This is a genomic window from Aromatoleum sp. (assembly GCF_035254505.1).
GTDB lineage: Bacteria > Pseudomonadota > Gammaproteobacteria > Burkholderiales > Rhodocyclaceae > Aromatoleum.
The window spans coordinates 36,214-58,907 of sequence record NZ_DATFAO010000079.1; the positions used below are offsets into that span (position 1 = coordinate 36,214).

Here is a 22,694-nt window from a genome sequence, read left to right on the forward strand (position 1 = left end):
GCGACTCAGACGGGAAGCCGGATGGTCACGGACGTCCCGCCATGCGGCGGGCAGATCAGCGACACCGAGCCGCCATGCGCGAGAACGATGTCGCGCGCGACAGTCAGGCCCAGGCCCGTGCCGCTGCCCACCTCGCGCGTCGTGAAGAAGGGATCGAAGACGCGCTGCTGGACATCCGGCGGGATGCCCGGTCCGGTGTCCGCGATCTCCACCGTGATCGCATCGCCCACGCTGCGCGTACGTACCGCCACCTCGCCGCCGCGAGCCACCGCCTGCAGCGCGTTCTGCAGAATGTTGAAGAAGGCCTGGTTGAGGTGTCCGGGCAGGCAGAGCAGGCGCGGCACGGGCTGCAGGTCCGGGATCACCGTGACCTCGGGCGGCTTCTGCCCCTCGATCACCACCAGCAACGATTCGAGCTGCTGGTTGAGGTCGACCATCTGCTCCTCGGGCTGATCGACGCTCGAAAAGCCCTTCAGGTCCCGCACGATGCGTGCGATGCGTTCGATGCCGCCGCGCGAGTCGTGCAGCAGCTCACCGAAATCCTCGAACACGAAATCCAGGTCGCGCGCCTTCCACGCCTGGGCGGGGATCACGTCGCGCAAGTCCGCGAGGCCGGCGAGGTAGCGCTCGGCCGACGACAGGTTGCTGCTGATGAAGCCGAGCGGATTATTGATCTCGTGGGCGACGCCAGCCGCCAACTGGCCGATCGACGCGAGACGCTCGGCTTGGTAGAGCTGGCGCTGGCGCTCGTCGATGATCTTGATCTGCTCCTTCACCTGGGCGTCCAGCGTCGCCGCGAGTTCCCGATACTTCGCCTCGGAGGTCTTCAGCGCCTCGTTCTGCTGCTGCAGCTTGGCGTAGTCCGCCCGCACCGCCTCGAGGTGCAGGTCCGACACCATACGCACGCGAGCGCGCGACACCAGCCCCCAGCGCACGAGACGCGCCGCTTCCTTCAGCTTCGCCGGATCGCAAGCGGCGGCGAGGTAGCCGACCGGCTCCAGTTCGAGGATCAGCGGCGCGCGCTCGGCGTCGGGCGAAGGGACGACGGCACCGAAGGGCGCTCCCGTTTCATCCAGCAGCGCGACGGGACAGTCGAGCTGATTGCTCAAGGCACGGCACAGCTCGTCGGCGTCACGCGGCCCCAAGAGCTCGCCGAGGGAGAAGTCGCGATCGAAACCGCTGGCTTCGCTCATGACGGCAGCCCTCCGGCTGCGGTGACGAAGCGCTCCTCGGTCAGGCCATGCTCGCCCGCGAGATCCAGCTCCTCCGCGTAGCGTTGCCACACCCCGTGCAGCAGTGCGGAAAAGGTCTCGCGCACGCCGCTGCCTGCGGTCGCCGTCGCAAAGAAGAGCGGCCACGGCGCCCCGGCATAGCGCTGGCGGATCTCGTCCTCGGACAGGATGTCCGGCAAGTCACGCTTGTTGAACTGCACGACCAGCGGCAAGCGCTCCAAGTCCAGTCCGACACGCCCCACGTTCTCGGCGAGGTTCTGGAAGGACTCGCCGTTGTTGGTCGCCTGCGGGCGCTGGGAGTCGGCGACGAACACGATGCCGTCGGCGCGCGACAGCACCGCCTTGCGCGTCCCGTCATGCGCGACCTGACCCGGCACGGTGAAGAGCCGGAAGCGGATCGTCAGACCCGACGCCGCACGAAAGCCGAGCGGCAAGAGGTCGAAGAACAGGGTGCGGTCGTGCTGCGTTTCGAGGGTCATCAGCTCCCCTTTCATCTGCGCGTCCGCGACGTCGTGCAGACACATCAGGTTCGTCGTCTTCCCGCCCTGCGCTGGCCCGTAGTAGACGAGCTTGAAGGTGAGCCGATTTGCATCGCGCTCCAACTCGGGCATCAGAGCTTCCCCTGGTCACCGTCGTCGAGCAGCGATTCATCGATCATCACGGAACCATCCGGCCCCCAGATCACGCTCGTGATGCCCGGCTCCTCGGCTTCCAGCCGCTTGCGCTCGATCTCCTCCGGGGACACCTGCCCCATCGACAGCCGGGCGAGGTCAGCGAGCCGCTGATTCTCCATCGTGAGCTCACGCAGCGCGAGCGCCTGCCCGATCGCCGCCAGCAACTCGTAGTCGTTCCACGGCTTGGACAGGAAGCGGCTGATGCCCGCCTCGTTGATCGCACCGATCAGGCCATTGAGGTCGGCGTAGCCCGACAGGATCAGGCGCGCGCACTCCGGCTGCAGCTCGCGGAAAGCCTTGAGGAAGGCGACGCCGTCCATGCGCGGCATGCGGTAGTCGGAGAGCACCAGGTCGTAGGGGGTGTGGCGCGCCTTCTCCAGCGCGGCCTCGGGCGACGCGAAACTGTCGACGGTGAACTTGTAGATCTTGTCGCCGACCTTGCACGGTGTGAGGGTCAGCAGGCGGCGCAATGCCTTCAGGATGGATTCTTCGTCGTCGACGATCAGTATGCGGTTCATACGCCTCCCGCGTTTCTATCAGGAAGAGCCCGGGCTGGCGCCGGAACTCATGCGTTTGTCGTTGCGGATGTGCAGGCTCAGGGACACCCCTTCGCGCCGCGCGTAGTCCTGGATCTGCTTCACGAGGCTGGCATCGAGGATGTAGTCGGCCGCCAGCAGCAGCACGCCGTCGCGACCGACCAGATCGCGCGCGAGGACCATCCCGGGCTGCAGGTCGGGGGCGCGCACTTCGACGTCGCGCCCGGTCTCCGGCTTCGGCCGCCCGAGCAGCTCCAGAAAGGCATCGACGACCTGCGGGTCGTAACGCTTGCCGCGCGACTGCGCGATCATCGCCTTCGCTTCATCCGGGCTCATGCGCTTGCCGGCCAGCGTGCCGTTCTGCAATCCGTCGTAATCGCTCGCGACGGCGAGGATGCGCGCGCCCAGCGGAATCCCCAGCCCGACCAGCCCATCCGGAAAGCCCTGCCCGTCGAAGCGTTCATGGTGCGAGCGCACGAGGCGCGCGGCCTCCTTCAATTCGTCGAGCGGCATCAGCGCGGACTCGCCGACGACCGGATGCTTGCGGTACAGCCCGAGCTCGTCACCGGTCATCTTCACCACGGGGCGGGCCAGCATCGCGTCGGGGAACCCGATCTTGCCGACGTCGTGCAGCAGCGCCGCCAGGAAGATATCCTGCTGCCCCTTGGTGTCGAGCTCGAAATGGATTGCGAGCTTGCGCGCGAGATCCGCGACGCGTCGGGAATGGCCGGCGATCGCCCCGCCGCGCAATTCGATCAAGCCCGAGAACATCTTGATCGACACGAGGAAGTTCTGTTTGAGCTTGTCGTTGGCGAGATTCAGGAAACTGTTGACCTGCTCGAGTTCGGCCGTGCGTTCGCGGACCTTCTGCTCGAGGTTCGTGTTGAGCTCGCGCAGGGCCTCGTTCTGCTGCTGCGTCAGCGCGAGCAGCCGCGCGTTCTCCTCCCGCAGCCGGCGGTGCTCCAGGGCGTCGCCGATGATCTGCAGCAGTTCGTCGTCGTCCCAGGGCTTGGCGATGTAGCGGTAGATCTGGCCGCGGTTGATCGCGGCGATCGTCGACGTGATGTCCGCATAGCCCGTCAGCAGCAAGCGGGTGACGCCAGGCCAGCGCTCGCGCACCTGTTCGAGGAACTGCGCACCGTCCATTTCCGGCATGCGCATGTCGGAGATGACGAGGTCGATCTTCTCGCGTTCGAGCACCTCCAGGCCGGCGCGGCCGCTGTCGGCGAGGTGGATCGTATAGCCCGTCGGTCGAAGCAGGCGCCGCAGCGCGGAAAGGATTCCGGCCTCGTCATCGACCAGGAGCAGCGTGGCGGGCGGATGGGCCGTTTCGTTCATGATTCCTCGTGCGGCTGTGTCGTCACCGTAACAGCGGAGGCCTTCGGCGGCCTACGCCACCGCTGAAGCTGTCCCGGCCTGCACCCGAGCCGGCTGCGGCCCTCGGGGAGTGGCCCGCGACATGACATCCGACGCAGATATTACTCCTTTGACAAGTCACGGTGATACCGCCGGACGGGCTGCTGTCGCGATTCATCAACCGTCGTAGGGAAAGCGGCTGCGCGCTTGGCGTAGCCATTTGGAGCGTTCGCGGGCGCAAAAAATCCCGGTTGCCTTCGTTGGCCGCCGGCGCGATCGACGTCCGCTGCCACCTCCACCGGCCGTAGTGCAAATGTAACCGACGCTTACACCGAGGGAATTCCCCTACCGGTTTTCGGGGAGTAAAATTTACATGTGGGAAAATGACCCACAAAGCCGACCACACTGAGACGCGCGCGACGCTCGCCGCACGGATGGGGCACGCCAGGTCAGCCGGCGATCGGACATCCGCCCTGCAACGCGGACGCCGGTCAAAAAGATCAACAATCACTCAACGGGAGCCGCAACATGGCAAGCATCACCACCAGTCTGAACCACGACCAGGTCGAAGATCTGGTGGGCGACATCAGTGCCGCCCAACTCGTTTCCGCATCCGCGACCGACCTGACCTACGCGCTCACCTATTCGGGCGACGACATGCCGCACGCGAGCACGTTGCACGTCAGCGGCAACTTCACGCTCTCCGGCGGCAATGTCACCGGCGGCAGCGTCTCCAGCTTCGATTTCCTCAGCGGCACGGGTGCGTCGCTGCTGCTGGTCGGCGGCATTTCGCTCGACGTCTCGCAGGCCAACGGCCTGCTGAGCAATCCCGACACCTTCCAGGACTTCGTCGACCATCTCGGCGAGGCGAACAACGACAATCTGGAGATCGGTGACGACGGCGACGACAACATGCACGGCGACCAGGGCGATGACGACATGCTCGGCGGCGGCGGTGATGACCACATGTCCGGCGGCCGCGGCAACGACCACCTCTCGGGCGGCGACGGCGACGACGACCTCACCGGCGGACTGGGCGACGATCACCTGGACGGCGGGCGCGGCGGCCACGACAGCGTGTCCTTCGAGTCGGCGAAGAAGATCGTCGTCGATCTCTCGGCCGGTACGGCCAAGGGCGAAGGCAATGACACCCTCGTCGGCATCGAGGACGTCAGCGGCACGCACGGCAGCGACGTGATCGTCGGCGACACGAACGCCAACGAACTGCTCGGCGACGGCGGCAATGACAAGCTCAGCGGGCTCGCCGGCGACGACCACCTCGTCGGCGACGACGGCAACGACAAGCTCGATGGCGGCGACGGCAACGACCTCCTCGAAGCCGGCCGCGGCAACGACCAACTCGACGGCGGCCTGGGCAACGACGTCCTCGACGGCGGCGACGGCAACGACAAGCTCTCCGGCGGCGCAGGTGACGACGACATCGACGGCGGCAGCGGCAACGACAATATCAGCACCGGAGACGGCCTGAACATCGTCCTCGCTGGCTCCGGCAACGACAAGGTCCTCGGCGGCAACGACGCCGACAACATCAGCGGCGGCGACGGCAACGACACGATCATGTCCGGCGGCGGCGACGACCTCATCGACGGCGGCGCGGGCAAGGACAACATCAAGGCCGGCGACGGCAACGACCGCATCGACGGCGGCGACGGCGACGACAAGATGGCCGGCGGCTCGGGCGACGACACCTACTTCGTGTCGAGCGCGAAGGACAAGATCATCGAGACGGCGGGCGAAGGCAACGACACAGTCGTATCCTCCGCCTCGTTCAGCCTCGCGAAGCTCGCCAACGTCGAGAACATCGAACTCACCGGCATCGCGAACGTCGACGCGACCGGCAACGGCGCGGACAACATCCTCACCGGCAACGACGGCAACAACGCCCTGGACGGCGGCGCGGGCAACGATGTGCTGATCGGCGGCGCCGGTGCCGACACGCTCACGGGCGGCGCGGGCAATGACACCTTCGTCTTCGACAACCTCGCCGTCGGCGGCGTGGACACCGTCAAGGACTTCACCCACGGCAGCGACGTGCTCGCCCTCGATGCGGACGTATTCACGGCGCTCGCGGGCAGCGCGGATCTCAGCGCCAACGTCGCCATCGGCACGGCGGCGGTCGACGCCAACGACTTCCTCGTCTTCGACAGCACGACCGGCGCGCTTTTCTACGACCACGACGGCAGCGGCGCGGGCGCGGCGGTGCAGATCGCCACGCTGACGGGCGTGACGACGGTGAGCGGCTCGGACTTCACGATCGTCTAAGCCCTCCTCACCCGCTCTCTCCTCCACGCGACGCCCCCGCAGCCAGCACGGCTGCGGGGGCGTCTTGCTTTATCGACCGGGCGTGGCTGCGACGCGACGGATTGGCGAGCACCCGTTGCGCACCGCACAACAAGCACTCTGCAATGGCGCCGACTTCGAGTAACCTTCGCGCTAGCCGAAATTTCGCGGCGCGAAGGCCTCCCGAAGAACAAATCAGCCTCACCCCGTTAGGTGCCTCATGCACGCCCGTCAAGCCCTACCGGCGCTCGTCGTCAGCGCCATCGGCGTCGTTTTCGGTGACATCGGAACGAGCCCCCTGTACGCCCTGAAGGAAATCTTCAGCGGCCATCACCCCATTCCGGTGACGCCCGAGAACATCCTCGGCGTGCTGTCGCTCGTGTTTTGGTCGATCATGATGCTGGTGTCGATCAAGTACGTGGCCGTGATCATGCGCGCCGACAACCGCGGCGAAGGCGGTTCGCTCGCGCTGCTGGCGCTGATCACCGAGCGCGCGAAAAACGCCGGCATGGCGCGCGTCGTGACCCTGCTCGGAATCTTCGCTGCGGCCCTCTTCTACGGCGACAGCATGATCACGCCGGCGATCTCGGTGCTCTCCGCAGTCGAAGGCCTGGAACTGATCACGCCGGCGCTGGAAAGCTACGTGCTGCCGCTGACCGGCGTCGTGCTCACCGCGCTGTTCTTCGTCCAGAAGCGCGGCACGGGCGCCGTCGGCATGTATTTCGGCCCGATCATGATCGTCTGGTTCGCCGTGCTCGGCACCTTCGGGATCCTCGAAATCGCCGAAAACCCGGGCGTGCTGCTCGCGATCAACCCACTCTATGCAGTCCATTTCGTCGCTACCCATCCCTGGCTCGCCTTCCTCGCACTGGGCTCGGTCGTTCTCGCGGTGACCGGTGGCGAGGCCCTCTACACAGACATGGGTCACTTCGGCCGCCGCCCGATCCGCTACGCATGGTTCGGCTTCGTCCTGCCCGCGCTGGTCCTCAACTACTTCGGCCAGGGCGCGCTGCTGCTCAACGACCCGGAAGCGATCCAAAGCCCCTTCTACCACCTCGCCCCCGACTGGGCGCTGGTCCCGCTGGTGGTGCTTGCGACGCTGGCGACCGTGATCGCGTCGCAGGCGGTGATCTCGGGCGCCTTCTCGGTCGCCCGCCAGGCGATCCAGATGGGCCTCCTGCCGCGCATGCTGATCGTGCATACCTCGGGCGCGTCCGAAGGCCAGATCTACGTGCCCTTCACGAACTGGACGCTTTATTTTGCGGTGATGGCGCTGGTGCTGGGCTTCAAGAATTCGTCCAACCTCGCCGCGGCCTACGGCATCGCGGTGACCGGCACGATGATGATCGACACCGTGCTGATCGCCTTCGTGATGCGGCTGCTGTGGCGCTGGAACGTGCTGCTTGTCGCGCTCGTCGCCGGCGGCATGTTCGTGATCGACCTCGCCTTCTTCTCGGCGAATGCGATCAAGATTCCCGAGGGCGGCTGGTTCCCGATCGCGGCCGGGCTCGTGTCCTTCACGGTGCTGACGACCTGGCGCCAGGGGCGGCGTCTGCTGAGCGAGGCGATCTCCAAGCTCAGCATCCCGATGGACGCCTTTCTGGAGTCGATCGGCAAGGACGTGCAGCGTGTGTCCGGCACCGCGGTGTTCATGACGAGCACGAAGGAAGGCGTGCCCTCCGCGCTGCTGCACAACCTCAAGCACAACCAGATCCTGCATGAGCGCGTGGTGCTGGTGACCGTGCAGACCACCGATTCGCCGACCGTGAACGACATGGACCGCCTCTACCTGCACCCGATGGGCAAGGGTTTCTTCCGCCTGGTCGTGCGCTACGGCTTCATGGAAGACCCGGACATCCCGAATGCGCTCGCGCAGTGCAAGCGCTTCGGCGAGTCCTTCGACATGATGGAGACCTCGTTCTACGTGTCGCGCGAAACCATCGTGCCGACTTCGAGCCACGGCATGGTCGGCTGGCGCTCGCGCCTCTTCGCGACGATGTCGAAGAACGCGACGAGCGCCACGGACTTCTTCAAGATCCCGAGCAACCGCGTCGTCGAACTCGGCACGCAACTCGTGATCTGAACACCCGCGCCGCTCAGGCGGCTTCGGTCGAACGCCCGGCCACTGCCTCGCCAGCCGCGGGCAGCACGACCTCCACCGCCAGGCCCGGCCATGCGTGCTGCGCCGACGCGCTGCCGCCATGGGCTTCGGCGATCCCCTTCACGAGCGCGAGCCCGACGCCGGCACCATCCGGTGCGCTGCGGCTCGCGTCGACGCGGTAGAAACGCTCGAAAAGCCGCGGCAGGTCCGACGTCTCGACGCCCTCGCCATGGTCGCGCACGCGCAGCACGACTTGGCGCGCCGCGACCGTGCCGACGCTGACCTCGATCGTCCCCGCGCCGTACTTGAGCGCGTTCTCGATCAGGTTCTGCAGCACCTGGAACAGGAGGTCCGGGTCGCCGCGCACCGTCGCCGGCGCACAACGGCCGACGAGTTCGCGCCCTTGGGCGTCGGCCACCGGCTCGTACAGATCGATCGCGTCATGCACGACCGCGCAGAGATCCACCTCCTGCATCTTCGGCCCGTGCGCGCCGGCCTCGATCCGCGCGAGGCTCAGCAGCGCGGCGAAGGTTCGCAGCAGGTCGTCGGTGTGGGCGCCGAGCCGCTTCAGACGCGCGCGGAATTTCGGGTCGGTGTCGGCTCCCTCGCTCGCCTGGTCCACGGCCTGACGCAGCGCGATCAGCGGACGCCGCATGTCGTGCGCGATCGCCGACGAGACGTGTTTGGCAGCATCGACCAGGCGCTCGATCTCGTCGAAGGCAGTGTTGAAGCGCCGGGCGAGCACATCGAGTTCGTCGTCGCGCCGGCTCAGGCTCAGGCGCTGCGACAAATGCCCCTCCTGGATCCGGCCCGCTTCGACCGCGAGCCGTTCGAGGCGGCGATGCAGGTGTTGCATGAAGAACCACCCGATGACGCCGGCGACGAGGATGATGAGCACGGCCGAGCCCCACATGCGCCACGCCATGCGCTGCTGGAAGGATTCGAGCGGCGAATGCCGGCCGACGAGCAGACGGTCTCCGCCGTACAACAGGAACACCTGCCCTTCCAGAATGCTGCCGTCGGCCTCGCGCACATGGAACCAGCTCTCGTCCGCTACGCGCGCGCCCGCCGGCCACTCCGGCAGGTTGCCGATCACGGACTTGCCGTCGCGGTCGGTGAGCAGGTAGACAGCGTCCTGATCGGCCGCGGCGTCGATGCGTCGCTGCAGCACTTCGCGCAGGCCGGGCAGCCCGCGTTCGTGGTAATGCTCTTCGAGGCCGCTGATCTCGAGCGCGATCGCCGCGCGCACCTCATCGCGGATCAGCCCTTCGGCTTCACGGAACAGGGGGTAGAACAGCGCCCCGACGATCAGTGCGATCGCCGCCGGCAGGACCACGGCGAAACGGTGGAAGGGGCTGTTGAGCCAGGCGCGAAGACGAGCGCCGAGCGGCTTATGCGACATCCGCGCCGAGCCGGTAGCCAGCGCCGCGTACCGTGTGGATCAGCGGCGGCAGCCCGGGCAGGTCGATCTTTGCGCGCAGGTTGGAGATATGCACGTCGATCACGTTCGTCTGCGGGTCGAAATGGTAATTCCACACCGCTTCGAGCAGCATCGCCCGCGTGACGACCTGGTCCGAATGGCGCAACAGGAATTCGAGCAGCTGGAACTCCTTCGGCTTCAGCTCGATACGCCGCCCGCCACGGGACACGCTGCGGCGCAGGAGGTCCATTTCGAGATCGGCGACGGCGAGCCGCGTGCGCTCGGCGGTCTCCCGCGCAGCGGGCGAACCGCGCCGCTGCAGGGCTTCGAGCCGAGCGAGGAGTTCGATCAGGGAAAACGGTTTGACGAGGTAATCGTCGCCGCCCGCGCGCAGTCCCGCGACGCGGTCGTCGACCTCGCCGAGCGCGCTGAGAATCACGACCGGCGTCGTGATGTCGGAGGCGCGCAACGTGCGCAGCACGGTCAGGCCATCGACGCGCGGCAGCATGCGGTCGAGCACCAGCGCGTCGTAGGTTTCGGTGGTGGCGAGAAACAGCCCTTCGCGTCCGTCGCCGGCGACGTCGACCGTGTGGCCGCCCTCCTGCAATCCCTTGCTGATGTAGCGGGCCTGCTGCGGATCGTCTTCGACGAGGAGTATCTTCATCGGGGCTTGCGTTGCGGCGGGGCTTCCTGGATGAGGCGGATCGCGTTCGCCGCGTCGGGGGTAATGGAATTCGCTCGCAGTTTATTCCGGTCGGCCCGCACAAGGCTATCGATCACGCAGGCGCCGGAGGCAAACTGCAGGCGGTCGCGGCCGGGCACGAGGTGCGAGTCGCGCAGAGCGAGCGCAGTGGGAATCGACTGATCCTGCTCACGGCAATCGCCGCGCACTTTCAGGATGTAGGGCTCGTCGACACCGAGCCAGAGGATCGCGGTACGCGGTTCCAGGGATCGCCAGCCGTAGATCCGGAACACCCGGACCGAGCGCATCGGAGTGGCATTTGGGGCCGCGAAGGGTACCGCGGCGGCGGAGACGGGAGCAGGAGGATTTCCTCCCGACGCTTGCGCGCCGGCCGCAGCGGCCGCTGCAACCGACAAGCAGGCTGTCAGCGCGCAAAGGCGCATCCGGACCGCGACCGCAGCTCGCCACCGCGACGATTGGAAGAACGGGGCCATGTGGGGTTCCCGTGGTCCACGTCAGGGTTGCGGTTGGCGGTCGCCGTCCGGGTGTTGCGGACCGATTACTGAGCGGCCGGAGCAGCCTTCGGGGCAACCTTCTTGGCCGGGGCCTTCTTCTTGGTGTGCTTCACGGTCTTCTTGGCATGCTTGGCCGGAGCGGCAGCGGTCGTGTCGGTGGCATCGGCAGCCGAGGCGACAGCGCTGGCGGACAGGGCGACGGCAGCGGCGGTGGCGGCGACCAGGGTCTTCAGAAGCTTGGCGTTCATTGCAACTCTCCTAAGTGAATATCGACGATGGCGTCGTCGTGGAAAGCAGTCTGAGCCCGGCCGCATTAAGGAGAATCCTGCCGGAACATTAAGAAAATTAAATCTTGCCGCAATCCGAATCAACGGCGCCGCACCATTTCCTGCAGGATCGCCGAGAACTGCTCGGCGGTTTCGTGGCGCACGGCCGCCGGGCCGATCAGCGGCGGCAACCAAAATTCGGGCTCGACGTCGGCGTGATACTGCAGGCGCGTGCCGTCGGCTTCCGGTTCGAGGTGCATGGTGCTCTCCATGTGCTTGAAGTTTCCGCCGACGCCGTGTGAACGGATCTCGCGCTCGGGGATCAGCCGGATGTCACGCACCGATTCGAAATCGATCGTGACGATGCCGTAGCGCGCCGTCCCGCTCTGGTTCACCTTGAGCGTATTTTCGCCGTGCTCGACGATGCGGCTGGACTTGAGATTGGGGACAAAAGCCGCCATGTGGTCGAAATCGGTCAGCACAGCCCACGCCAAGGACGGGCTGACCGGGGCGTGCATCTGCAAATCGACACTGAAGCCGTGGCGCGAGCGTTCGACGTGGACCTGCCGGTCTTCAATCGCCGGCACGGCCTCGTCGCTGCGCACACCCGCCGGCGCGAGCAACAGCCACAGCGCAAACAGCCCGCTCCTGAAACTATCCACCATGATCCCACTCGTTCTTCTTTATGACGGATCCGCCGGTGCCACGTGGATTAGAATCCGGGCACTGCCCCGGCCGCATGCGCTTCCGACCTTACGCCCACGATGAGACTCCTGCTGATCGAAGACGATCCCATGATCGGTGCCGGCGTGCAGCAGGCGCTGCGCCAGGACGGCTACGCCGTCGACTGGGTGCGTGACGGCGTCGCCGCGGAGCTGGCCGTGCAGGACAACCCCTACGACCTGCTGCTGCTCGATCTCGGCCTCCCACGCCGTGATGGTATCGAATTCCTACAGCATATACGCGCAGCAGGCAAGACTCTCCCCGTCATCATCCTGACCGCGCGCGACGCCGTCGCGGACCGCGTGCGCGGGCTCGACGCCGGAGCCGACGACTATCTCGTAAAGCCCTTCGATCTCGACGAACTCAGCGCGCGCGTGCGTGCGCTACTCCGCCGCCAGCGCGGCCAGGCGAAGCCGCTGATCACGCTGGGGGCCCTGCAGGTCGATCCGGCGACCCATGCCGTCACGCTGGACGGCGCCTCGGTGCGCCTCTCGACCCGGGAGTTCGCATTGCTGTGCGCACTGCTGGAACAGCCCGGCAGACCCTTGTCGCGCAGCCAGCTCGAGGAGCGCATCTACGGTTGGGAAGAAGAGGTCGAAAGCAACGCCGTGGAGGTGCACATCCACGCCCTGCGGCGCAAGCTCGGCGCCGAGTGGATCCGCAACATGCGGGGCGTGGGCTACTACGTGGCGGAGCCGGCATGAGGTCGCTGCGGCGCACGCTCCTGCTGTCGCTGCTCGGCGCGGTGGTGCTGGTGCTCGCCCTCGGCGGCATCGCCACCTACAGCACCGCTCGCAACGAGGTGGACGAGCTGATGGACTACCAACTGCGGCAGTTCGCGCTGTCGCTGCGCGACCAGCAATTCGGCGGCCCCGACAGGCCACGGCTCGCGCCGCCCGAGCCGTCCTTCGACTTCGTCATCCAGATCTGGGACGAAACCGGCGTCCAGCTTTACCTCTCGCATCCGCACAGCGTGCTGCCCTCGCTGGCGAAGTTCGGCTACAACACGGTCAAGACGACGGAAGGCGACTGGCGCGTGTTCTCGATTCCCTTGCTCAACCACGTGATCCAGGTCGCCCAGCCGATGGCGGCGCGCAGTCGCATCGCGGCCGGCGCGGCCCTCCGGACGCTCGTGCCTTCGCTGGCGCTGATCCCGCTGCTCGGCATCCTGATCTGGTATCTCGTCGGACGTGGCCTCCGCCCGCTCGAACGGCTCACGCGCGAAGTCGCCGCCCGACGGCCGGACTCGCTCGAAGCGCTGCCGCCACAGGACGTGCCCGAAGAAGCCCGACCGCTCGTCACCGCACTGAATCGACTCTTGCGCCGGCTCGATCAGGCGTTGAGCGCCCAGCGGGCTTTCGTCGCCGACGCCGCGCACGAACTGCGCACGCCGCTTGCGGCCTTGCAGATCCAGCTCCAGCTGTGCGAACGCGCAAGCGACGAAGCGACGCGTCAAGCCGCGATGGCCGAGCTGCGCGCGGGCCTGCAGCGCGCGACCCACATGGTGCAGCAACTGCTGACCCTCGCCCGCCATGAGCCGGGCGCTGCCGCCTTGCCGCCGACGTCCCTGCGGCTCGCCGACGTCGCGCGCCAAAGTCTCGCCGATCATGCCGCGCTGGGCGACGCGCGTCACATCGATCTCGGCGCGGAAACGCTCGACGAGACGCTCTCCGTGATCGGTGATGCGGCGGCGCTGCGCACGCTGGTCGGCAACCTGCTCGACAACGCGATCCGCTATTCGCCCGAGGGCAGCCGCGTCGATGTCGCAGTCAAGGCAGGCGCCGGCACCGATGCCTCAACGTGCTGGCTCAGCGTGAGCGACAGCGGGCCGGGGATTCCCGAGGACGAGCGCGAACGCGTGCTCGACCGCTTCTATCGCCCCGCAGGTCAGGTGCAACCCGGCAGCGGACTGGGCCTCGCGATCGTACGGAGCATCGCCGAGCGCCACGGCGCACGGCTCGTGCTCGACGAATCGCCGCTCGGGGGGCTGCGCGTATCGGTGGCCTTCCCACCGGCGACGCGGGAAAGTGCGTAGCGGGAAATTTTACCGATCCTTAAGTTTCCGTTAAGCCGGGCCCCGTTAGATTGGCAACGTCGCGGATACCTCCGCCCGTTACCGTCACAGGAGCCCCAAATGAAGACTCTCGCAATCAAGCTCACGGCAACCGCCGCCGCGCTGGCGGCATTGTCCTTCGGCGGCTACGAGGCCGCCCGCTCGATGGCGCCGGCCCATGCCGGCATGCTGCCTGCCCTCACGGCGCCCGCGTCGACCACCGCAGGCGTCACGCTGCCGAACTTCCGCAGCATCGTCGAACGCTACGGTCCCGCGGTCGTGAACATCAGCGTCGAAGGCACCACGAAGACTTCGGCACGCGGTCAGTCGCCGCTCGGCCGGCTCGACCCGGAGGATCCTTTCTACGATTTCTTCCGCCGCTTCGGCCCGCAACTGCAGGTGCCGCAGGGCGAGCAGATCACGCACGGCCTGGGCTCGGGCTTCATCATCAGCCCCGACGGCATCGTGCTGACCAACGCTCACGTCGTCGCCGACGCCAACCACGTCACCGTCAAGCTCACCGACAAGCGCGAATTCAGCGCCAAGGTGATCGGCATCGACAAGCCGACCGACATCGCTGTGCTGCGCATCGATGCGCACGACCTTCCGACCGTGCCACTGGGCGATCCCGCGAGCGCGCAGGTCGGTGACTGGGTGCTGGCAATCGGCTCGCCCTTCGGCTTCGAGAACAGCGTGACGGCCGGCATCGTGTCGGCGAAGTCGCGCTCGCTGCCCGACGAAGGCTATGTGCCCTTCATCCAGACCGACGTCGCGATCAACCCTGGCAACTCGGGCGGACCGCTGCTGAACCTCAACGGCGAAGTGGTGGGCATCAACTCGCAAATTTATAGCCAGTCGGGCGGCTACCAGGGCCTGTCGTTCGCGATCCCGATCGACGTCGCCGCGCACGTCAAGGATCAGCTGCTCACGCACGGCAAGGTCACGCGCGGGCGGATGGGCGTCGCGATCCAGGACGTGAATCAGGCGCTCGCCGAGTCCTTCGGACTGGATTCCGCACGCGGCGCGCTGATCAGCAGCGTCGAAGCCGACAGCCCGGCTGCGAAGGCCGGCCTGGAAGCGGGCGATGTGATCCTCAAGATCGATGGGCAAGCGGTCGCTTCCTCGGCCGAACTGCCGCCCAAGGTCGCCGCTGTCGCGCCCGGCAAGAGCGTGAAGCTCGAAGTCTGGCACAAGGGCAAGACCGAGAACGTCACGGTCACCGTCGGCGAACAGAAGGCGGCGAAAGTCGCGAGCGATGACGAAGGCTCGGCCGACCGCGGTCGCCTGGGCGTCGCGGTGCGCCCGCTGTCGCCCGAGGAGCAGCGCCAGGCCGACGCCAAGGGCGGATTGCTGGTACTCGATACCAGCGGCCCGGCCGCCCGTGCCGGCATCCAGCGCGGCGATGTGATCCTGTCGGTGAATGGCCGCCCGGTGACCGGCGCGGAAGAGCTCCGCAAGCAATTGTCCGGCGCCGGCAAGCACATCGCGCTGCTGATTCAGCGCGAGGACGCGCGCATCTTCGTGCCAATCGACCTCGGCTAACTCGACCGCCGGCCGTCCAGGCGGCCGGCGCGTGCCCCACCCCCACCACGGAGAGACGCATGAAGAATAACTACCGAAGCTCACAACGCGTGCTGCGACACTTCCTGCACCTCGCGGCCGCGAGCTTCGCGCTCGGCAATCTTGGACCGGCGAATGCGGATGACGATGACGCGCAGCCGCCCGCGCGCCAGTTCGATGAGGCGAGCCGAACGGGTGCCCGCAGCGAAGGCCTCGACCGCAGCATCTACCTGCACTCCTTCGCCCTGCCCGCCGCGCGCACCTCCGTCTTGGCAGGGCCACTCGCCCGCGTACGCGTGCTCGACACGACCGGCCGTCCGATCACGCAGGTCGCGCTCGACGGCGCGAGCACGATCGGGCCGTTCGCGCACGGCGCCTACACGGTGCTGCTCAAGGCGAACGGCCTGACCGAGATGCATCGCGTCCGCATCGGCCCCGACACCCGGCCCTACCTGCAGTTCTCCGAATCGGCCTGAACATGCCGCGGGTGGGGGTCGGCGCTTTGCCCGGCTCTCACCCGCGCCAGACCCGCCAGGCGACCAGCAACCACCCCGCGATCATCAACACGCCGCCAATCGGCGTGATCATGCCGAGCCAGCGCAAGCCGGTCAGTGCCATGAGGTAGAGGGTCCCGGCGAATACGAGAGTGCCCGCGACGAGCAGCGTCGTCGGCAGCCCGTTGCGGGACAGCCCCGCCCCGTTCACGCCGACAAGCCCGACCGCGTTCCACATCTGATACTGAACCGCGGTCTGCCACCAACCGAGTTCGGCCGGCCCGAGCAGATTACGCAGCCCGTGAGCGCCGAAGGCGCCCAGCGCGATGCCGACCGCCGCGAGAACGCAGCCCGCCAGCAGTGGCAAACGCCCCCTGGCCGGCGCACCGGCCATCATCGCAGCGGCCTCATCAGAACGGCAGACGCCGGACCGGCCGTGGCGGCTCCTTGGGCTTTTCTTCCGAGGGCGGGGGCGGCGACGCCTTTACGGGCTTGCGTTCGCGGTTCATCTCATCACGCGCGAAACGCACCTTGCCTTCGAGCACGCAGCCGCGCATGCCCGGGTCACAGCGTGCGCCATTCACGCGCTGACAGACGCCATCCAGATCGTGAGGGCAACTCCAGGCACTCATCCGAGTCTCCAGAAAGGGTTGGTGAAGCGATTATGGCAGCACGCCCCTGCGGACGCACGCGACCGAATTCGCCCTGAGCTTCCCGCTACCGGTAGCGCCCGAGCGATGTTAACATCCGCCTTCCCATGCGTATCGAACACCTCCGCCAGCGCCTGCGCGCCCTCGGCGCCAAGCCCTGCCACGAGCAACAGCTGCTGCGCTCCTGGACCCACGCGCTCCCGCTCGACACCACGCGCCGCGGCCTTGCGGGAGACTTCTTCCCGGCCCTGCTGCGCGACGCGCTGCCTGCCCTCGCTGACGAGCTGGCGGGGCTCGCGCGCGTGCGTTCCGAGCATCCGGGCGACGACGGCTCGGCACGGCTTCTCGTCGACTTGGCCGATGGCCAGGCGATCGAGAGCGTGCTGCTGCTCCGCGACGGCGTCTGCGTGTCCTCGCAGGTCGGCTGTGCCGTGGGCTGCACATTCTGCATGACGGGCCGCGACGGCCTGCTGCGCCAGGTCGGCAGCGCCGAGATCGTCGCCCAGGTCGTCCTCGCCCGTGCCCGGCGCCCGGTCAAGAAGGTCGTCTTCATGGGCATGGGGGAACCCGCGCACAACATCGACAACGTCCTCGAGGCGATCGATCTGCTCGGCACCGAAGGCGGCATCGGTCATAAGAACCTCGTGTTCTCGACCGTCGGCGACCGTCGCGTATTCGAACGCCTGCCCCTCGGCCGCGTGCGGCCCGCGCTGGCGTTGTCGCTGCACACGACCCGTCCGCAGCTCAGGGAGCAACTGCTGCCGCGCGCCCCGCGCATCGAACCGGCGGAACTCGTCGAACTGGGTGAAGCGTATGCGCGCGCGACGGGCTACCCGATCCAGTACCAATGGACGCTGCTCGAAGGCGTCAACGACAGCGACGACGAGATCGAAGGCATCGTGCGCCTGCTCGCGGGCAAGTACGCGATCATGAACATGATCCCGTTCAACACGGTCGAGGGCAGTGAATTCCGCCGACCGGCACGGGAACATGCGGACGCGATCGCCGCCCGGCTGCAAGGCCGCGGCATCCTCACCAAGCTGCGCCAGTCGGCAGGCCAGGACGTCGATGGCGGCTGCGGCCAATTGCGCGCCCGCGCCATCCACGTCGACCCGCCGCGCAGCCGACGCACCCCACAAGCTCCCGCCGACCCCGTGCGCTGACATCCTCAGTGCACCTTCCCATCCACGCGCGGCTGCAGCAGGAAGGGAATGTAGCGCCAGCCCAGGATCCCGAAGCACGCGAACCAGCCCGCCGCCGAGAGCCCGATCCACGCCGTGTAGGCCGCGGGCGCGAGTTGCGGCAACACGATCCGCACGACGAACGCGGCAATCATGATCCACAGCACGAGGCGATCGGCCGCGTCGAACGCCACCTTCCGCCCGGTGTGCCCTTTCGAGATGCGAACCAGCATCGCCGGCACGATCAGCCCGATCACGCCGAACGTGAAGAGATGCACCGACACACTCCCGATCCACGCCGGCGCACGATGCAGCGCCACGAACTCGGTCAGCAACTGGGCAACCATCGCGACCTGCCCGAGATACATGATCGCGAGCTCGATCCGGCGCATCGCAAGATGGGGCTTCCACAGCACGATCCGCGCCGCGAGCAGGAAGGCCAGCGTCACCAGCACCGCGCCCGCCATCGCCTTCGGCATCGCGTCCATGAACACCAGTGACAGCGCGAGCAGCTTGATCGTGTTGTCGAACAGCGGATGGCGCAGAAGCTCGACCTGAAAGGCGCCCTTCATGAACTGCGTCAGCGTGCGTTCGAGCATCACGAGAAAGGCGACGCGGAACAGGCCCAGCGCCACCGTCACGCCGGTATGGAAATGCGCGGGGTCGAGCATCAGCACCTTCGCGGCGACGAAGGCCGGCAAGACGATCAGGAAGAAATAGTTGTCGCGAAAGCTGTCCTGCTTGCGGTAGCGCAGCAGCGTCCACAAGAGCAACGCGACGATCGAGCCGAGAAAGACAGTGTTGGAAAACCAGAACAGCGTCGGCGGCCAGGCGCCGCCGCAAGCCATGCCGATGCGCTCGAAGAGCCAGGCCGCCACGAGCGCCATCAGGATCGGGCCGTGGTAGCCGCGGATCTGCACCCAGTTCTTCGTCGCCGTCAGCAGGAAGCCGCCCATCACTGCCCAGCCGAAGCCGAAGAACATCTCGTGCGCATGCCATTGCGTCGGAGAAAAGCTCGCAGCGGGCGGCGCCAGCACGCCCGCGAACATCAGCGCCCACAACACGGGCAGGCTCAGGCCGGACAGGAAGGCCAGGCTGAAGAAGGGACGGAAGCCGACGAGCCACAGCGGATGGAGAAACAGATTCATGGCAAAGGAGTGCAACGAACGCGATCATGACAAGATTGCCAACGATGCTATACGCCTAATCCGCGGCGATCCTTGATCCAGGATATTTCGTCTGCCTCCAATGCCGCCATGCCAGAATGGGGGCCGGTTCATTGCTCGCGAGCCCTCGCCCCCGCTTCGATGACAGTCCCCCCCTCCTCGCCCGGCGCGTCGCATACCACCACGCCCGCGCGGCTCCCCGCCGCCATCTGGATGCTCGGTTTCGTCAGCCTGCTGATGGACGTCTCGTCGGAGCTGATCCACAGCCTGCTGCCCGTGTTCCTCGTGACTTCGCTCGGCGCCGGCCCCTTCATCGTCGGCCTGATCGAAGGCGCCGCCGAAGCGACGGCCCTGATCGTCAAGATCTTCTCCGGGGCGCTGTCCGACTACTGGGGCAAGCGCAAACCGCTCGCGATGCTGGGCTACGGGCTCGGCGCACTGTCGAAGCCGCTCTTTGCGCTTGCGGCCGGCCCGGGGATGGTGCTCGCCGCCCGCCTCATCGACCGCGTCGGCAAAGGGATCCGTGGCGCACCGCGCGACGCGCTCGTCGCAGACATCGCCCCACCCGAGGCCCGCGGCGCTGCCTTCGGTCTGCGCCAAGCCCTCGACACGGTCGGCGCCTTTTGCGGACCGCTGCTTGCGATGGGCTTGATGCTGGCGTGGCAGAACGACTTCCGCGCGGTATTCTGGGTCGCCATCATCCCCGGCTTCCTGTCCGTCGCGCTGCTGCTGTTCGGCGTCAAGGAGCCGGCACACGCGCCCGCCGGCCCGGCCACGAATCCGCTTCGCCGCGACAGCCTGCGCCGCCTTCCTCGCGCCTACTGGTGGGTCGTCACGGTCGGCGCCCTCTTTGCGCTCGCGCGCTTCTCCGAAGCCTTCCTCGTACTGCGGGCGCTCGACGCCGGCCTCGCCGTCGCCTATGCACCGCTCGTCCTCATCGCCATGAACGTCGTCTATTCGCTCGCCGCCTACCCCTTCGGCAAGCTCGCCGACCGCCTGAATCACGCGCACCTCCTCGCAGCCGGGCTGGCGATCCTGATCCTCGCCGACCTCGCCCTCGCAACAGGCGCCGGATGGCTTGGCCTCGGCACCGGCATCGTGCTGTGGGGACTGCACATGGGCATGACCCAGGGTCTGCTCGCGACGATGGTCGCCCACACCGCGCCGGCGCCGCTGCGCGGCACGGCCTTCGGTTTCTTCAATCTCGTCAGCGGCATCGCGATGCTCTTCGCCAGCGCTGTCGCGGGCCTGCTGTGGGAGCGCGCCGGTGCCGCATGGACCTTCTTCGCCGGTGCGCTGCTCGCCGCCGTGGCATTGGCGATCGTGCTGCAGCGCCGCCGCTCGACGGGCTGACGCTCATTCCCCGAAACAACATGGGCATAGCGGCACGCACCCTCGCGTGCTAGAAAAAGAGAGCGCTGCAAGGGCACACCCGTCGAAAGACGGGGTCGCAAAACCACCGGGCTAAATCCTCCAAGAAGACAGGCCAGCGGGGTTGCCGATACGGCGACCCGCCGCTTCGGGTCGACTCGACGGGGGATACGACCGTGAAGCCCTATGCCACGCACCTTGGACCGCCGCAGCTTGCGCTCCTGTTCGTCGTTATCTGCCCCCCTCAAGCGCTCGCCGAGGGCATCGGACTGCAGATGGCCCCGCCTTCCGAAGGGGAAATCCGCTACGGTTCCGCTCACGCGCAGATCGGCGCCGACCTCGCCAATGCGGCGGGCCTCACGGGCCTCGGCTCGACGGTCGCGCTGCTCGACACCGGCATCCAGGCCAACCTTCCGGAACTCGCGAGTCAGCTCGCGAGCTCGCGCATGTACGACGCCACGCGCCGACGCAACGTCGCACTCGCCGACGACGACGGACACGGCACGCTGGTGGCCGCCATCATCGCCGGCTCGAGCGGCACCGGCTTCAGCTACGGTATCGCCCCCGACGCGAAGATCCTGCCGATCAAGATCTTTTCGGCCGATGGGTCGGCAACCGTCGGCTCCCTCGCGGCGGGCCTCAAGCGCGCGAGTTCGACGCGCGGCGCCTCCATCATCAATCTCAGCCTCGGCGCGGAGGGTCCGCTGGGCGGCGGCGTCGAAAGCGCATTGCGCAAAGCCGTGAAGGCCGACAAGCTGGTCGTCGCCGCGGCGGGGAACTCCGGCGGCGATTCGCCGCTGTGGCCGGCCCGTTACGCGAAGGAAGGCTGGGCCAAGGGCCAGATCGTCGCCGTCGGCGCCGTCGATGGCGACAATCGGATCGCGAGCTTTTCGAACCGCGCCGGCGATACGGCCAACTGGTTCCTCGTCGCACCCGGCGTCGATGTCGTTTCGTCGGGGACCGACGGCAGCTATATCTTCGCGAGCGGCACCTCGATATCCACCGCAATCGCGTCGGGCGCCGCTGCACTGCTCGAAGGGGCGTGGCCCCAGCTCAAGGCAAGACAGGTCGCGGCCATCCTGCTGGAAACCGCGACGGACTTGGGCGAGCCGGGGATCGATCCGGTGTACGGCAGAGGCCTCCTGAACGTGCAACGCGCGATGCAGCCTGCTGGCGCCCTGGCTATCCCGGTGAGCAAGAGCGCGCGAAAAGGCTCGACGAAACGATTCGTCACCGCCAGCGCCGCCGTCACCGCCTCCGTCGCAACCTGGAGCGGGCTGCATGCGGCCACCCGGGCCGGCCTCTTCCAGGGCATCGCCGTTGACGCCTTCAACCGCGACTTCGCGGCCGACCTCGGCACCGGCATCCGCCCCCCTCCGCGCGAGAGCATCGCCGATGTGCTCGCTGCGACCGGACGCCCGCTGCAGGTGACCGAGCAACAACTCCCTGACGGCTCGCGCCTGCTTGCCGTATCGGATGCGACCCCGACGCTGCCCCGGACGCCCGCCGCCGCCCCCCGTGTCGTCGCCAGCAGCTTGGTCCTTCGGCTCGCCAACGGCAGCGAGCTCGCGTTCGCCTCCGGCACACTCGCCGGCAGCTACTTCGGCCTCGCGTCGGCGGCGCCGCGCCTGGACAACCCCTGGCTCGGCCTCGCCCGTCCTTCGGCGCAGCTGGCCTTCGGGACGGAATTCGGAAAGCTGCGCGTTCGCAGCGGCGTGCTCGCCTCGGGCGATCCGCCGGCCACACCGGACACGGCCGCGCCCACCTCGACGAACCGGGCCGGCGGCCAGGCCGCGATCGGCGAGCTGGAATACGCGCTCACCGACAGCACCTCGGCCGGCCTGCAATGGACCCAGGTCAGCGAGTCGAACTCCTTCCTCGGCGCAAGCTCGGGCGACTCCATGGGCCTCGACGGCGCCCGCACCCGCAGCGTCGGTGCGTGGGCGAGCCATCGTCTCACCGACAGCGTGACCGTCGCCGGGCAGTATTCGGTCGCGCGCTCTGAGGGCCAAGGCAAGGGCCTGATACGCGCCTTCGAAGGCGTACGCGCCAATGCCTTCGCATTCGCGCTGATCGGCCGCGGCGCCCTCGTCGACGACGACCGGCTCACGCTGACGTTTTCGAGCCCGATGCGCATCAACGCGGGCAATGGACGTCTGAACGTACCCGTGGATGTCAACGCCGACGGCGACACGATATTCCAATCGCGTCGCATCCCGCTCGCCGCGACGCATCGCGAACTGCGTCTCGGAATCGATTACGGCATACCCCTTCCGCGTACATCGAGCCTCAGCTTCACTTTCGACCTGCGTCACAACGCCGACCACGTGGCCGGTCGTCAGGACGCGGGCATCGCCGTGATTTTCCGCCGTAATTTCTGATACTTAGCGCACAAAATCAGCCCCGAAACGAT

At 67.4% G+C, this 22,694-nt stretch carries 21 protein-coding genes and 1 riboswitch; of the genes, 9 read left to right on the top strand and 12 right to left on the bottom strand.

Annotated elements, in window-relative coordinates:
• Nucleotides 1–5: 5 nt before the first annotated feature.
• From VJ673_RS15965 to nosR, 4 genes are read right to left on the bottom strand one after another with little or no spacing between them, the layout of a single operon-like run.
• Nucleotides 6–1,193: a sensor histidine kinase gene (locus VJ673_RS15965; RefSeq protein WP_324127130.1), complete on the bottom strand. Its 1,188-nt coding sequence runs from the start codon at nucleotides 1,191–1,193 to the stop codon at nucleotides 6–8.
• Entirely contained in the window at nucleotides 1,190–1,843 is a 654-nt protein-coding gene (locus VJ673_RS15970) for a GTP-binding protein (RefSeq protein WP_324127131.1), read from the bottom strand. Before VJ673_RS15970 ends, VJ673_RS15965 begins: the two co-directional genes overlap by 4 nt.
• Nucleotides 1,843–2,424 (bottom strand): response regulator, encoded by a 582-nt coding sequence (locus VJ673_RS15975; RefSeq protein ID WP_324127133.1) that lies wholly within the window; start codon nucleotides 2,422–2,424, stop codon nucleotides 1,843–1,845. The genes VJ673_RS15970 and VJ673_RS15975 overlap by 1 nt, the downstream gene beginning before the upstream one ends.
• A gap of 18 nt (nucleotides 2,425–2,442) precedes the next feature.
• Nucleotides 2,443–3,780, bottom strand: coding sequence for a response regulator c-di-GMP phosphodiesterase, NosR family (gene nosR / locus VJ673_RS15980; protein ID WP_324127134.1), 1,338 nt, complete (start codon nucleotides 3,778–3,780; stop codon nucleotides 2,443–2,445).
• Nucleotides 3,781–4,326: 546 nt separating this feature from the next.
• Here nosR and VJ673_RS15985 point away from each other — a divergent pair.
• Nucleotides 4,327–6,081 (top strand): calcium-binding protein, encoded by a 1,755-nt coding sequence (locus VJ673_RS15985; protein ID WP_324127135.1) that lies wholly within the window; start codon nucleotides 4,327–4,329, stop codon nucleotides 6,079–6,081.
• 238 nt (nucleotides 6,082–6,319) lie between these two features.
• Nucleotides 6,320–8,182: a potassium transporter Kup gene (locus tag VJ673_RS15990; protein ID WP_324127136.1), complete on the top strand. Its 1,863-nt coding sequence runs from the start codon at nucleotides 6,320–6,322 to the stop codon at nucleotides 8,180–8,182.
• Nucleotides 8,183–8,195: 13 nt separating this feature from the next.
• Here VJ673_RS15990 and VJ673_RS15995 read toward each other — a convergent pair whose 3' ends face one another.
• From VJ673_RS15995 to VJ673_RS16015, 5 genes are all read right to left on the bottom strand, one after another.
• Nucleotides 8,196–9,602 (bottom strand): sensor histidine kinase, encoded by a 1,407-nt coding sequence (locus tag VJ673_RS15995; RefSeq protein WP_324127137.1) that lies wholly within the window; start codon nucleotides 9,600–9,602, stop codon nucleotides 8,196–8,198.
• On the bottom strand, nucleotides 9,592–10,284 hold the full coding sequence (locus VJ673_RS16000) for a response regulator transcription factor (RefSeq protein ID WP_324127138.1): 693 nt from the start codon (nucleotides 10,282–10,284) through the stop codon (nucleotides 9,592–9,594). Before VJ673_RS16000 ends, VJ673_RS15995 begins: the two co-directional genes overlap by 11 nt.
• The gene (locus tag VJ673_RS16005) at nucleotides 10,281–10,796 is read right to left on the bottom strand and encodes a DUF6491 family protein (RefSeq protein ID WP_324127139.1); all 516 of its coding nucleotides are present in this window, start codon (nucleotides 10,794–10,796) and stop codon (nucleotides 10,281–10,283) included. Before VJ673_RS16005 ends, VJ673_RS16000 begins: the two co-directional genes overlap by 4 nt.
• A gap of 65 nt (nucleotides 10,797–10,861) precedes the next feature.
• Entirely contained in the window at nucleotides 10,862–11,065 is a 204-nt protein-coding gene (locus VJ673_RS16010) for an excinuclease ABC subunit A (protein WP_324127140.1), read from the bottom strand.
• 119 nt (nucleotides 11,066–11,184) lie between these two features.
• A complete protein-coding gene (locus VJ673_RS16015) occupies nucleotides 11,185–11,748 on the bottom strand; it encodes an SRPBCC family protein (protein ID WP_324127141.1) in 564 nt (187 codons plus the stop codon).
• Between the two features lie 99 nt (nucleotides 11,749–11,847).
• Here VJ673_RS16015 and VJ673_RS16020 point away from each other — a divergent pair, with 99 nt between their 5' ends.
• The 4 genes from VJ673_RS16020 (at nucleotide 11,848) to VJ673_RS16035 (ending at nucleotide 15,895) form a co-directional block, all read left to right on the top strand.
• On the top strand, nucleotides 11,848–12,510 hold the full coding sequence (locus VJ673_RS16020; RefSeq protein WP_324127142.1) for a response regulator: 663 nt from the start codon (nucleotides 11,848–11,850) through the stop codon (nucleotides 12,508–12,510).
• Nucleotides 12,507–13,841, top strand: coding sequence for an ATP-binding protein (locus VJ673_RS16025; RefSeq protein ID WP_324127143.1), 1,335 nt, complete (start codon nucleotides 12,507–12,509; stop codon nucleotides 13,839–13,841). Before VJ673_RS16020 ends, VJ673_RS16025 begins: the two co-directional genes overlap by 4 nt.
• A 99-nt stretch (nucleotides 13,842–13,940) precedes the next feature.
• The gene (locus tag VJ673_RS16030; protein WP_324127144.1) at nucleotides 13,941–15,401 is read left to right on the top strand and encodes a DegQ family serine endoprotease; all 1,461 of its coding nucleotides are present in this window, start codon (nucleotides 13,941–13,943) and stop codon (nucleotides 15,399–15,401) included.
• A 59-nt stretch (nucleotides 15,402–15,460) separates the two neighbouring features.
• Entirely contained in the window at nucleotides 15,461–15,895 is a 435-nt protein-coding gene (locus tag VJ673_RS16035) for a hypothetical protein (RefSeq protein ID WP_324127145.1), read from the top strand.
• A 37-nt stretch (nucleotides 15,896–15,932) separates the two neighbouring features.
• Here VJ673_RS16035 and VJ673_RS16040 read toward each other — a convergent pair whose 3' ends face one another.
• Together VJ673_RS16040 and VJ673_RS16045 are read right to left on the bottom strand one after the other, a co-directional pair.
• The gene (locus tag VJ673_RS16040; protein WP_324127147.1) at nucleotides 15,933–16,310 is read right to left on the bottom strand and encodes a DUF423 domain-containing protein; all 378 of its coding nucleotides are present in this window, start codon (nucleotides 16,308–16,310) and stop codon (nucleotides 15,933–15,935) included.
• Between the two features lie 13 nt (nucleotides 16,311–16,323).
• Nucleotides 16,324–16,545: a hypothetical protein gene (locus VJ673_RS16045; protein ID WP_324127148.1), complete on the bottom strand. Its 222-nt coding sequence runs from the start codon at nucleotides 16,543–16,545 to the stop codon at nucleotides 16,324–16,326.
• A gap of 125 nt (nucleotides 16,546–16,670) precedes the next feature.
• Between VJ673_RS16045 and VJ673_RS16050 the strand changes: the two genes are divergently transcribed.
• Nucleotides 16,671–17,726, top strand: a complete 1,056-nt coding sequence (locus VJ673_RS16050; protein ID WP_324127149.1) for an RNA methyltransferase — start codon at nucleotides 16,671–16,673, stop codon at nucleotides 17,724–17,726.
• A gap of 5 nt (nucleotides 17,727–17,731) precedes the next feature.
• Here the strand turns inward: VJ673_RS16050 and VJ673_RS16055 are convergent, their stop codons facing one another.
• The gene (locus VJ673_RS16055) at nucleotides 17,732–18,892 is read right to left on the bottom strand and encodes an NnrS family protein (protein WP_324127150.1); all 1,161 of its coding nucleotides are present in this window, start codon (nucleotides 18,890–18,892) and stop codon (nucleotides 17,732–17,734) included.
• A gap of 159 nt (nucleotides 18,893–19,051) precedes the next feature.
• Between VJ673_RS16055 and VJ673_RS16060 the strand changes: the two genes are divergently transcribed.
• Both VJ673_RS16060 and VJ673_RS16065 read left to right on the top strand, forming a co-directional pair.
• Nucleotides 19,052–20,263, top strand: coding sequence for an MFS transporter (locus VJ673_RS16060; protein WP_324127151.1), 1,212 nt, complete (start codon nucleotides 19,052–19,054; stop codon nucleotides 20,261–20,263).
• Nucleotides 20,264–20,325: 62 nt separating this feature from the next.
• Nucleotides 20,326–20,413: riboswitch (cyclic di-GMP riboswitch) on the top strand.
• A gap of 44 nt (nucleotides 20,414–20,457) precedes the next feature.
• Entirely contained in the window at nucleotides 20,458–22,662 is a 2,205-nt protein-coding gene (locus VJ673_RS16065) for a S8 family peptidase (protein ID WP_324127152.1), read from the top strand.
• The last annotated feature ends 32 nt before the right edge of the window (nucleotides 22,663–22,694 follow it).

Bases quoted from the DNA above. Each gene is read 5' to 3' on its own strand.
- VJ673_RS15965 (WP_324127130.1), bottom strand. From the start codon at position 1,193: ATGAGCGAAGCCAGCGGTTTCGATCGCGACTTCTCCCTCGGCGAGCTC.
- VJ673_RS15970 (WP_324127131.1), bottom strand. From the start codon at position 1,843: ATGCCCGAGTTGGAGCGCGATGCAAATCGGCTCACCTTCAAGCTCGTC.
- VJ673_RS15975 (WP_324127133.1), bottom strand. From the start codon at position 2,424: ATGAACCGCATACTGATCGTCGACGACGAAGAATCCATCCTGAAGGCA.
- nosR (WP_324127134.1), bottom strand. From the start codon at position 3,780: ATGAACGAAACGGCCCATCCGCCCGCCACGCTGCTCCTGGTCGATGAC.
- VJ673_RS15985 (WP_324127135.1), top strand. From the start codon at position 4,327: ATGGCAAGCATCACCACCAGTCTGAACCACGACCAGGTCGAAGATCTG.
- VJ673_RS15990 (WP_324127136.1), top strand. From the start codon at position 6,320: ATGCACGCCCGTCAAGCCCTACCGGCGCTCGTCGTCAGCGCCATCGGC.
- VJ673_RS15995 (WP_324127137.1), bottom strand. From the start codon at position 9,602: ATGTCGCATAAGCCGCTCGGCGCTCGTCTTCGCGCCTGGCTCAACAGC.
- VJ673_RS16000 (WP_324127138.1), bottom strand. From the start codon at position 10,284: ATGAAGATACTCCTCGTCGAAGACGATCCGCAGCAGGCCCGCTACATC.
- VJ673_RS16005 (WP_324127139.1), bottom strand. From the start codon at position 10,796: ATGGCCCCGTTCTTCCAATCGTCGCGGTGGCGAGCTGCGGTCGCGGTC.
- VJ673_RS16010 (WP_324127140.1), bottom strand. From the start codon at position 11,065: ATGAACGCCAAGCTTCTGAAGACCCTGGTCGCCGCCACCGCCGCTGCC.
- VJ673_RS16015 (WP_324127141.1), bottom strand. From the start codon at position 11,748: ATGGTGGATAGTTTCAGGAGCGGGCTGTTTGCGCTGTGGCTGTTGCTC.
- VJ673_RS16020 (WP_324127142.1), top strand. From the start codon at position 11,848: ATGAGACTCCTGCTGATCGAAGACGATCCCATGATCGGTGCCGGCGTG.
- VJ673_RS16025 (WP_324127143.1), top strand. From the start codon at position 12,507: ATGAGGTCGCTGCGGCGCACGCTCCTGCTGTCGCTGCTCGGCGCGGTG.
- VJ673_RS16030 (WP_324127144.1), top strand. From the start codon at position 13,941: ATGAAGACTCTCGCAATCAAGCTCACGGCAACCGCCGCCGCGCTGGCG.
- VJ673_RS16035 (WP_324127145.1), top strand. From the start codon at position 15,461: ATGAAGAATAACTACCGAAGCTCACAACGCGTGCTGCGACACTTCCTG.
- VJ673_RS16040 (WP_324127147.1), bottom strand. From the start codon at position 16,310: ATGATGGCCGGTGCGCCGGCCAGGGGGCGTTTGCCACTGCTGGCGGGC.
- VJ673_RS16045 (WP_324127148.1), bottom strand. From the start codon at position 16,545: ATGAGTGCCTGGAGTTGCCCTCACGATCTGGATGGCGTCTGTCAGCGC.
- VJ673_RS16050 (WP_324127149.1), top strand. From the start codon at position 16,671: ATGCGTATCGAACACCTCCGCCAGCGCCTGCGCGCCCTCGGCGCCAAG.
- VJ673_RS16055 (WP_324127150.1), bottom strand. From the start codon at position 18,892: ATGAATCTGTTTCTCCATCCGCTGTGGCTCGTCGGCTTCCGTCCCTTC.
- VJ673_RS16060 (WP_324127151.1), top strand. From the start codon at position 19,052: ATGACAGTCCCCCCCTCCTCGCCCGGCGCGTCGCATACCACCACGCCC.